Origin of the sequence: Chlorogloeopsis sp. ULAP02 (assembly GCF_038404745.2) — a bacterium.
GTDB lineage: Bacteria > Cyanobacteriota > Cyanobacteriia > Cyanobacteriales > Nostocaceae > Chlorogloeopsis.
On sequence record NZ_JAYKTT020000086.1, the window covers coordinates 1 to 10,947 of the forward strand.

5 protein-coding genes and 1 pseudogene are annotated in these 10,947 nt (G+C 38.4%); all 6 read right to left on the minus strand.

Annotated elements, in window-relative coordinates; genetic code table 11:
• The coding region (locus U2718_RS31520; protein ID WP_411813398.1) for a hypothetical protein at window positions 1-6,143 on the minus strand (6,143 nt) is incomplete at its 3' end.
• Between the two features lie 293 nt (window positions 6,144-6,436).
• The gene (locus U2718_RS31525) at window positions 6,437-7,684 is read right to left on the minus strand and encodes a relaxase/mobilization nuclease domain-containing protein (RefSeq protein WP_342002860.1); all 1,248 of its coding nucleotides are present in this window, start codon (window positions 7,682-7,684) and stop codon (window positions 6,437-6,439) included.
• Window positions 7,685-8,690: 1,006 nt separating this feature from the next.
• Window positions 8,691-9,101, minus strand: a complete 411-nt coding sequence (locus U2718_RS31530; RefSeq protein WP_342002859.1) for a putative toxin-antitoxin system toxin component, PIN family — start codon at window positions 9,099-9,101, stop codon at window positions 8,691-8,693.
• Window positions 9,098-9,337, minus strand: a complete 240-nt coding sequence (locus tag U2718_RS31535; RefSeq protein ID WP_342002858.1) for a hypothetical protein — start codon at window positions 9,335-9,337, stop codon at window positions 9,098-9,100. Before U2718_RS31535 ends, U2718_RS31530 begins: the two co-directional genes overlap by 4 nt.
• A 574-nt stretch (window positions 9,338-9,911) precedes the next feature.
• A complete protein-coding gene (locus U2718_RS31540) occupies window positions 9,912-10,262 on the minus strand; it encodes a plasmid mobilization protein (protein ID WP_342002857.1) in 351 nt (116 codons plus the stop codon).
• Between the two features lie 477 nt (window positions 10,263-10,739).
• Window positions 10,740-10,925 (minus strand): annotated as a pseudogene (locus U2718_RS31545) (hypothetical protein); the annotation flags it as partial.
• Between the last annotated feature and the right edge of the window lie 22 nt (window positions 10,926-10,947).

Genomic DNA, 10,947 nt, shown 5'->3' on the forward strand with positions numbered 1-10,947 from the left:
GTATACGCTGGATTTTGAATCATTTGGGGGGTAATTTCGTATTGTTTGCCCACACGGAATGCTACCTGTTCACCATTCTTACCAAGGGCGATCGCAATATCTCCCTCTTTGATACCATAAGTTTTTTGGTAGTCCACACCTCTGGTGGTGTGTACTCTACCGTACCCGCGCATGGCATCGATAGTCGTGTTGACTGGTACTTTGTCAGGTTCGCCGTGCGTGTGTAGCGAGTAAACCATTGGTACTGGTTTACCAGATATAGTAGGATTTTCTGGAATCTGGGGATTTTGAGCGCGTGCTGCGGTTTGATTGCCAATGGCAATAAGTTCTTCGACGATTGGTTGCTTTGGGGTATTGGGAAGGGGTGGGTTTCGAGTGGCATTTTTGAGGTCAGTATAGCTACGCTCTACTTTTATTTCGCCGCCAGGTGTCCATTCGTTACTCTTGATAGTCAGGTCATCGTTACTGTTAATTACTGCACGAGGGGGTTGGTTTGAGGCGAGGAAATTTTCAAACTTTTGGCGAACACTATTCTCCCTACCGAGGTCATTTTTAATTGACCAGATGTTGATAGACCATCTCCTGGCTTCAGTATTGATAGCGGCGTGTTCGTTTTTGCAGTTAAACCGTGTTACTGTACCAGATTCAAGTTTAAACTCTTGGTAGGTCGCGTTTTTATTTTCTTCTCTAGTCCATGCCATTTGCTCCTTGGCAGCGCGATATCCCCACTCGGAGTTACCAATATTGATGCTGCGGGCTTCCGTTGCGGCGTATGAGTCATCGCGGTGGTAATTAATGCCAGCGCCAGGTTGCTCTGAGTAAGTTACCAGTACAATATCTGCATCGGGGTAAACCTGCTTGACAAGTTGCATTAACTTGTCGTCTTGTACTCCGCTCTTGAAATCCTTGTCTTTTAAGTCCCATTTGGCACCAACCCAGGCTACTTGTCTACCAGGTGCATAGTTTGATTTATCGGTTTCAAGTACTGGTTTGATGTAGGTTTCGAGATGCGATCGCAGTTGTTCGACTTTTTCGCTCGCGATAACACCCATAATTTCGATGGGCTTAGTATGGTCTGCTTCTTGAGTTGAAGGGAGTACAATTCGTTGTGCAGCAACTTTGCCTTCAATAGATTCTTGTCTAATAGACTGGGCAGTCCAGGTTTGAGTATTTTGTGTTAATGGGGAATTGGGATTGCTGGCGCTGGCGATCGCATTCCTTTCATTCCTTATATTGCTTGTTGTCGCTTGGTTATCCAGATTGTTATTGAATGGCTTATTTACTACTAATTGCAGATTTTGAGTGTTATTTTCTTCTATACCAACAGGTTTTGCAGGTGCAATTGGCAGGGGTATCTCTTCCTGACTTAATAACTTGGGACGATTCGGGAGTGATTGAAGTACCTGTTTGTACTCGCTTTGTTGTGGTGTGGAGCTTATTTCTAGTAGGCTACCTTGTTCTTCTACCTTTTGATTAAGCTCATTACTTAATTGTTCGTATTGGTCAAATCCATCTACTTCACCAATATTGATAGCTTCTCCTAAGAGAGTTTTTAGATTTTCTTCCAATTCACTACTGACTGTATCTTTCTCAAGAATAAGTATAGCTATACTGCTATCTTCTTCAATAATGTAATTACTATTTGCTCCTTTAGACTCTAACCAATAGTTGACAGCATTAACATCTGGAACTGGTACTACTAATCCAATCGCTTCTTTAATAACTTGTGAATTATTTTCTAGAGTATACTGCTGGTTGGGGTTGCTAAAATATATGGTTTGTTCTGGAATGATTGGAGCAGATAGTGGTGGAGTAACATTACTCTTGATCCCGCCAACTATTTCTATAAATTGTTCTTTTATTTCGGGAGGAATTGTACTTTCATCTAGCATGAATACTGTCATGCCTTTTTTGGTTTCCAATCGGCTTTCTAATTTGGGAACTTGCTCGTATTTTATTCTTACTCTTTCTATAAATTCTTTTGTGACTTCAGCTTTTTTACTATCAACAGCTAACCCAACTAATCCTAATAATTTATCTTCTTGGCTCTGAAACATAAGAGTAGGACGTTCGATAACTTTATCAAATAATTGGCTATTTTTTTGTTCTACTGGTGATACTTCTTTTTGTTGTTCAACTAATTGATAACGTTTAATCCAGTTTTTGGGATATCGTACTGATTCGGGGTTAATAGTTAATTTGCAGGTAGTTTCATTACTTGTGATAACAACAGGTATGGTTGTTTGAACTTTGTTCTCATTAATTATACCTGCTCTAATTAACTGTTCTGGAACACTAGGTATTTTATTGTATTTACTTTTTCCTTTATATACCCGCTCGCTATATTGACCGATGATTCCTAATGATTTATCGCCGATTTTAACAGTGTAATAGCAGAGTTTATCATAAGCCTTAATATTTATAGATAGTTCTTGACTTATAAATTCTTTATCTTTAAACTTATCATCTATTTCTATTCTTACAAGCTTTCCTTCTGGTGTTTCTCCAATCGCAAATGCATTTTTACCTGTAGTAATACTGGTAATTTTTAACTTTAATTGCTGTCCCTTCTGACCGGGCTTTTCTGCCAGCCATCCTGCTTCTATTCCTACCTTTACTGATTCTTTAGAAAGAGTAACTAATTTCTCTTCTTTACTACCATTTTGAAAGGTGATAACATAATCTTCTCGTTCAAGTTTACCTTGAACTATAGTTAAATTTACTTGCTCACCATTAAACCTTTGGTCTTTATATTGAAATTTTTGTAATTCTTTTACCTCGAAACTTACTTCGGGTAGTCCAGGTATTTTTGCTGTAACAGTGGCTGTATATACTTCACCCTTTTCAATAATACCAGTTGCTGTTGTACCGATGGGGAGCTTGCCATCGGTGGTGTTGATGTTAGCGAAGGTTTCATAATCTCCTGTTTCTGGGTTTTTGATCTCGATGACATCTTTAATGACAGTATTACCTTTATTGTCTACTTGTTCGCTAATATTAAATCTAATTTCTTGAAGTTGACCCTGGTTTTCTGGTTTGATTATTTCACTTGTACGGTTATAACCTGTAAGGGTAAATTCAGTAAATTGAAGTGTATCTACCTGTTTAATAATTTCATCAATGAAGGTAGCAAATACAAAATTTGATACTTTCTTTTGTCTTTCCACTTCTTGTTCAACTTCACTTTGACCTTTGGAATTAGAAGCTTCACGAGTTGTTGATACTGCCCAGGTAGCAGCAGCCATTGTTAGCTTTTGGTCATCAGGAATCGAATTATAGAAATCTTCGGCTATTCGGTAAGCTTTTTGGTACATCAACTTAATTTGTCCTTCACTCAGTTCAGGTTGGAAGGATATCTTGGTTGATGTAATTTCTTGGTTGGGCATAATTCCCAACTCTTGAAGTTTGGCTTCTTGCTCTTTGAATACAGTTCCTAACGTTCTAAACTTGGGTTTACTATTTTCAGTTTCATCGTTAATTTGAGCGTAGACTCGATATCTGTGGGGCTTATCTTTAGAACGTTTTTCGGCTGGTATTTCTGATACTTTTAAGGTAATTTTTTGTGCGTTCCAGATTAAAGGATGATCGTATCTGAGGAGGTTTGTAACATCAAGTTTCTTACCATGCCCTATATCGATACTTGCTGATGGCCCTTTTTCTATCTTTTTGCGCTGGCTGTAACGTGTAGCGTTGTTGAACTCCCTATCAAATTCTCTTTTGGCAAGGTTAGCTTGCAGGCGTTGTTCGTATGTAAATTCTACTCCTTTGAATAGGTTTGAAAATTGAGCTAGTTCACGTGATTCTAGTTGTGCTTTCTCAAAGTACTGGTTAACCTTACTGATAAGGATTTCAACTGGCGAGTTACCTGTTGGTTTAATAGTACTGTCGAGGTAAACATCTTTTTTCTTATCTCTAATATAGTTGACTTCCCGGTGGAGAATCCGACTGTTGTTGCGGATAATCTCTATTTCCGGATTTTTAGCACTTTTGAAGAGGTCAACCGCAATTTGGTTTTGAAACGCTGCTGCTGCAATCATTTCCCGATACATTCGGGTGTTGATGCCCATTGCAAAGAGTGCAGTTGCCTGGGTTAGGGGTTCTTGCCGAACAGTTTGGATAAACTCTTCCATATAACCGCGATACTTATCAGGAACTTCCTTACCTTTGATACCCTTGGATTTTGCCCAGGCTTCTGTCTTGAATAATTCTTCGTAGTGTTTAGCTACTTGCTGTACGTACTCTATTTGGTCTTTCTCGCTACCAAAGTTTTTTAGAATTGTAATTTCTGACTCTAACGCTTCAATTGACGTAAGATGATTGTTGATAATACCGACGCTAATGCCATCACTCATGTGGATGGCGATTTCTTCAAACTCCGGCTGGCTACCATCTTCCTGATAAAATGACTGTTTCTTGAGTTTGACAGTTGGCTCGTAAGCGTTTTCGGGTAGGTTACGCTCAAGAGCCTCTGCTGTAAGGTTGGGGTACTTGGTTGCTTGCTCAAATCCTATACAATCACCATCATAGTCGCGTGCCTGCCTCTCTTGTTCGGACTCTTGAGGAAGAATTTGTAACTCATAACCAGCTGATTGAAGTTCTTTAATATACTCATTAAACCTGTTAATAAACTCTATTTTGTCTTTGGTTTCGAGCTTACCAATATTTTTATCTAAGTAATTTTCAATACCTTCCAACTGTACATTTTTACCTTGAGCTTTTGGGAGGATAGATAAAAGTTGTTTGTTGAGGCGGTTGTAAATGCGATCGCTTGTTTCATCCGAGACGGCGATAACACCTGCAAGAGGTTTGCCATCGGGGCCAAAGATATCTTCTACTATTTTGTTGGTTGAGACGCACAGGCCATTAGAGTTTAGGAAGGGTGAGCGGAAATTGAGTACCTCCTCACCATCTTGGTAATGAGAAATGCAGACTTCACCATCTCTTAGGTCTTTTGACGGGATGACCATCGCCCGCTCAAAAGTGAGGGTTTTTCCAACGGAGATATCTTGCCACTCGCCTTGGACAAATCGAGCTAGTTCTCTTTGGATTTTCTCAGTTTCTAATAGTTGTCCCGACCCTTCGAGGTCTTTTTTGATGAGCTTGTAAATGCTTGTGTCAGTTGCTAACCGTTCTTGCAGTTTTTCAAATTCTTCGGCTATTTCTGGGTTGATGGTTGCTTCTTCCTCCAATTGGGCGGCTTGTTGTTCCAGGAAGGCTTTACGTTTTTCGTATTTCTCGCAATAGAGTTGGGCTATCTTGCGCGGGTCAGCCAACGCTTCTTTGAGTTTTGCTGCTTCGAGTTCTACCGTTTCAGCAAAATCCTTTAACCCATTGGGAAAGGATGCAATCATTTGAGAGATAGCAGTCTTACCTAACTCAGACTGAGATTTTTCCCCCAGCCAGATTTTTTGGCGATACAGCCCAGGTTTTATTTGAGGTTTGCTTGGCCCGTTGGGGTTATCTTTATCGGTTCCCTTGAAAGCTGATAAGGGAAGAATCAGGTCAACTTTAGCTTGGTTATTAGGATCTTGATAATTGAGGATCTGGTCGAGGTTAGCCGGGCGTACAGTACCCTTTCCAAACCTAAATTTGCCATCTTCACCATCTTTATCCGTCCAACCAAAGCGGTGCTGGATAACCCGGTACTGGTTGCCTTCTTGGTGTCCGGTTAGCTGGTGGTATAACTCTGTGGAGATTTGTCCGTAGCAGTCCCCAGTGAGGTGGTAGGCTTGGTTATTGTCGATAATGCCACCATTTTCCCCGGTAGTATCATCCACGACGAGGACATTTAATTCTGCGGCGATCGCATTTTTACACGAACCGAGGAATATTGATCCATAAGCACCCCTGTCTTTGCTATCAGGACATAACTTGCTTATAGTTTCAAGACATTCCTCTGGGGCGTATAATAGTCGGCTTTTTGATGATAGTAATAGTTTGTGTCCTTCTGGGTGATTTTTTAATTGGTCTGCGGTAGCTTTCTCGTCCATATGTCCAAACGAGAACTCCACATTTGGGAAAAAGTATTCTAGTAGGCTATTTGTCAACTCCTCTTTCAACAGGGAGTCTGGATTGCTTGGATTGTTATCGGTATGAATCCACTGATTTAGACGAGTGTCGAAATGCTTTGCCTCGATAACCATGCCTAAGTATGAAAGCTTTCCCACTCGATTTTATTTTTTATAAACTGAGTTTACATCCAACTAGAATTGGATAATTATTACAATTACTTTATTTAACATGGTATCATTCTAAAATTTTTATTAATTAAATAATTATGTTTTCAATTTAATATTTAGATAATCTACCACCTATAGATTTAGCTTTTATACTGAACTTTAGTGAAATATCTGAGTGGTTAATTTCAGATTTATAGCGGAGTAAAATTTGATTAGCTTGGTCTAAATATAAAGCATGATGCTGTGGTAAGGGATAATTAAGACAAAAATTCTATATCTTTATTTTGAGTAAATGTTGATTGTTTATGAGTTAGTTTTCCCCAGTATTGTTTATCTTCATCTATAGGATTGGCAGCTAATACTGTATTTTTTTCTAGGTTGTATGATGCTATTTCTCTATCATCTTGAAGTGATGAGATAGTTAATTCTTCACCCTTGATAGTAATTTTGTAATTTTTTCCTTTTAAGAGTTTAATTACTCCATCCATTAACTTGATTTTTCCTGTTTGGTTTGCCAGATCCCAAATTTTACCGATGGTTGGTAATATACTCTCTGCCCAAGATTTATTCTCTGCTGATAACTGGTTCTCTAAGTCGCTTGTTACTTCTGGTAAAGTGATATTATCTCTGCGGTTAATTGCCTTTGTCTTAGCTTGTTCGAGTACGGCTATATCCCTTTTGTAATCATATGTTAATCCGTACTCGGACTGGAGTTTGTTCCAACTGTAGGGTTTGTATACCTGATAACCAGCAATTTTAATATTATTGTGGATGTAGGTAAAGCCCAGTAATTCCAAACCCCGCATCTTCGGTAATACCCTAATATTGTTCTCCTCTAGGCGTTGAATAAAGGTAGAGACGGTAGGGCTATTTTGAATGGCTTCTTCTATCTTCGAGCGAATAATCTCCTTACTTGTGGGGTTTTTGTGCTTGCTATTGATTTGTCTGATACTTTTACTGCGATTGGGACTTATAGGTGCAATAATTCCATACTCTTGTTTCAATCTAGAGGCGATCGCCTCTGAAGTTGTAGGTGTAACCTCCAATCCCAGTTCTGCTGCAATGCGTCTGGTTGATGCCTGACAGTTGAAATAGTCGTAGGAATCATCAACCAAACTGCCATCTAACCTAATACGGGAAGCTATTATATGTAAGTGTTCGTGATCGCGGTCGTGATGGCGAACAACGACGTACTGGGAAGGCGGAAGGTTTGTTTGTTCCTTTGGCAAGTATTCCATGTCTGTTAGATATTCTCTTGCCACATAGTTATACTGACTATCGGATAAATGCTCGTGATAACCTTCACGGTGTGCGATCGCAATAATTAAATGGGCACATTGTCGCTTGACAGCCTTATTGGTGTATTTGGTTGTGAGAAACTGCCTGTTAAATTCTTCTGGAATTTTTCCCGTCATGTTAGTATCTATAATTACAGCACTCTCTTTCCCTAACACGTATTTTAAAGTATCGAGGAAGCCGGCTTTTTTGTAGATGACAGGTATCACTTTATTAATTATGCTTGATATCGGTTGGTTAATCCTGTGTGTATAGCTTTTCTCATGGCAGCTGGGCTGCTAACGTGCTACAACTCCTCGGCCATTATTAAAAGATACCGTCTGTTTTGTTTTTGGTTTCTTCTTAGATTTAATCAACACGGGTTCTGGTTTCTGCTTAGGAGGCTTCGACGGTTTGCACCTAGAGCAATAGAGGGGATGTGAGGGATAGCATACCCGTTCCACTACTTGGTTACACTGTTTACAGACGAAGCGATAAACTCGTTGCTTGATAATGCGAACGTGAGCCTTAACAAAAACTTCCTTTGTGTCTAAGTGTTTATCCATTGATATTCTGTGATTACTATGCCTGATTATCTATTAATTCTGAGGTTGCTAGAAGTATAACGCCCAAAGCAGTAGTCCTAGTGGCTCTTATCTTAGAACACTGTCCTCAACACGTCTGCTCGCAGATTACTCCCTCTAGAATCCATTATCTTATCAAGAAGTAAGTTCAAAACCCCTGAGTTTTAATCAGCCTGAGTCTGATTAAAACATGCGCCTATCCTGGAGATGAAAACCATAGTCGCGGCTACCCATCCGCCTATTTTTTTGGTTCTTCGGTAGGTGTTATGCTGAAATTTTAATTAACCCTAGAATTTCCCTTTAAAATCAAGGCTTACAAGCGGTTATGTCCTCAATTTCAGTGCCAAGACTCAAACGTTAATGATAAAGCCTGTTATTATTTGTCCAACAAGGGTTTCAAGCTTATTTGCAGACGTATTTAGCATAACAGGTGCGGAAGAGCTGTTTTTTTTGTGATATAAGTAGGTCGGTGCCACTAAATATAACTAGTGAAGGCTGTCATTTGTCCTTTATCATTAGGAGCCAGCGCGGTGGACGGGTTTCCCGGCATAAAGCGACTGGCGGTCATTAGTAAGGGTTTCAAGCCTATTTACGTTTCGTAACATAGTTTGGTTTATTTCCACTGACTTACTTAACACTATTATTTCAGATTTCATTTCACATCACAAACTAGCTTTTTAAATAAAGATACTGAAATAATAGTCGTCTTGACCAAACTTTGAGCTTCATTAAAATCCGAATCGCCTGTAATTAAAAAATCTGCTGATGCTGCTACAGCACAAGCCAAAAACTTTGCATCCTTTCTATCTTTTGGAAAATCAATTTCTACATTAACATCAATTAGCGTTGTCACTGTATCCAGAATTTCAAACCATTCTGAGCGAATTTCCGAAGACAGTCTGAACTTGCTGCGACTTAAAACCTCCTTATATTCGTTCAAAATTTCTTTAGACACAATCCATTCACAATCTAGATTGTCAACGACAAATTGAATAACTACCCTTGGCTCTCTACCCTTGAGTACGGCAGAAACTAAAACATTCGTATCAATAATAATCTTCATTCGCCTCGACGGTAAGCTTCAATTTCTGCTGCTATGTCTTCTTCTGCAATCTCTTGTACTTCTGTAAGTGACTGTGTTCTATCAAATAAATCTCTAATTTTTTGACTGATTGCAGACCTGTTATTATCTTCTGCCAAGATAATAACTTCTACTCGCTGTCCTCGCTGAAATGGTAAATTAGATAAAACCACATTATTCGGATCTTCAATCGTAACGTATATTTTGTAAGCGTTCATTGTTATTTAATCCTTGTAATTTGAAATATTTGCTTATAAATTCACTAATTGTTTGAATTGCATTGCTGGAAAAATATCAGATACTCATACTATGAACTACCCAGACCTCTACGAAGTAGGTCTGGGTTTTTGAAACCAGACCAGTAGACTTGGATTTTTGACGTTTCTTCACCCTTATCTCTTATTAAATTATAAATAACAACAACAACAGCGTAGCTGATATGAACTTTTATCACTACGTTGTTTTTATATGTATATAAGTTATTATTTTAAGTCTACGATGTAAATAACGATATTGAGGGCAAGTGAGGATGAAAGTCCAAAAAGGTATCCTGCCAGACAGTGATCGTCAAGTTTGGATAGTACAATAGGTAGCGGTGATAATGGATACTTTCATTGTTTTGCTTATTATCAATAATCATTTGAATGGTTTTCTCAGACGCGAGATGCTTAATTTCTTGATATATTAGTGCTTGCTCGAATGATTCAAATTTGAATCATTCGAGAATTGAATGACATTATTTATCAATTACAGAAGTTTTCAAATTTGATGAAAGCTGATCAACTTCTTGGGTTAATAGCTATTGTCTTTATCGAAGTTCAGGTTATATGCAGCGGCGATAGTTTTATCTACAAAGGCGATCGCCTTCTCGACTGGTTGGGCTAGTTGGGGATGATCTGTTTCTTTTACCAGATGTAATAGCATCATCAGTTCGCTTTTAGCCATACCTGCGGCGCTACGAATAGTTACTAAATCAGCAGATGGTTTAGTTGTCAGTACCCGTTTCAACCCACAGGAGCGCAAGTACTCAGAGGCGGTTACTCCCGTAGCAGCAGCTTTCTCTTCAATGGTAGCTTTCTCATTCTCAAACAGGTACACCTTGATAGATTTGGTTCTCTTTGTAAGATTGTTTGTAATTTCCATTTAGTAAATTAATTTAAAATTCTATTCTTGAACGACCCTATTGGGCATACCTTGTCCTATCAATTCAAAATTTAAGCGACAAAATCAAAATTATCTGGAGGTCTGTCTCGATTACTGAAAATAATTCTGTTACTTTTGGTATAACCGATATGATTGTATATGACGACTGTGATAATGCTGCAATAAAGTGTCGGGAGCAAATGTTAGATATGATCGCTCTAGAAAAATCTACGTGATTATATTTAAAGCAAAAGTAGCGATATATAGTCTGACTTTGTTAGTTTAGAGTTGGATAAGGAAAATTTCTCAACCTGAATGTTATAAGCAATACAACACTTGATTAACCGATAATAGTAACACTGCTGGCTGGAATGTAGAAAATATAAGGTTTTTATCTCAAATTCAGTAGAGTGCGATCGCTACTATCCATTATGCAAAATTGCTTATATCAAAGTAATAATTTTGTTTACCCTACTGCTAATATACTTTACTGAGAGAATAATAATTCAGATAGCAGAATTGATAAAAATAGCCTTTATATGACAATTGTATTACAAACTCTGGGATTAAATCTGATACTATGTTGTATTTGTGTTGTGCGGATAATGCGATCGCTCTTTTATAGTTGTCAATACATTGGTTGTTGGAAAGAATATTATCAGTTGAATTAGAAAGCTATTTTTTG

Excerpts from the sequence above, each read along its gene's own strand:
- U2718_RS31530 (WP_342002859.1), bottom strand. The coding sequence starts at position 9,101 with ATGAAGATTATTATTGATACGAATGTTTTAGTTTCTGCCGTACTCAAG.
- U2718_RS31535 (WP_342002858.1), bottom strand. The coding sequence starts at position 9,337 with ATGAACGCTTACAAAATATACGTTACGATTGAAGATCCGAATAATGTG.
- U2718_RS31540 (WP_342002857.1), bottom strand. The coding sequence starts at position 10,262 with ATGGAAATTACAAACAATCTTACAAAGAGAACCAAATCTATCAAGGTG.